1 protein-coding gene is annotated in these 253 nt (G+C 57.3%); it reads right to left on the bottom strand.

Annotation, left to right across the window (positions count from 1 at the left end; genetic code table 11):
- Positions 1–253, bottom strand: a 253-nt coding sequence (locus RMT89_RS44320) for a hypothetical protein (RefSeq protein WP_315889416.1), incomplete at both ends; no start/stop codon positions are given.

Below are 253 nucleotides of genomic sequence, written 5' to 3' on the forward strand. Positions count from 1 at the left end.
TGCTGACGTTCCGTCAGTTGGTGGGGCGGGGCTAGAAAGACAGGATCTTCCTCGCTCGTTGCCGCCAAGAGATTGCGGGTCTGATCCGTGGCAACCAGATCGAACTGTGTCAGCTGGCGCAGGGCGGTGGTTACGTCCTTGGCCGAGACCTGCTCTCCAGGAGCCTTCAGTAGACGGCGCATTACAGGGTTCGAAAGCTCAAATGTTTCGGCTTCAGATATATTGCGCAGCAGCGTGATTAGTGTGCGCCTGT

The organism is Streptomyces sp. P17, from assembly GCF_032436805.1.
Lineage (GTDB): Bacteria > Actinomycetota > Actinomycetes > Streptomycetales > Streptomycetaceae > Streptomyces.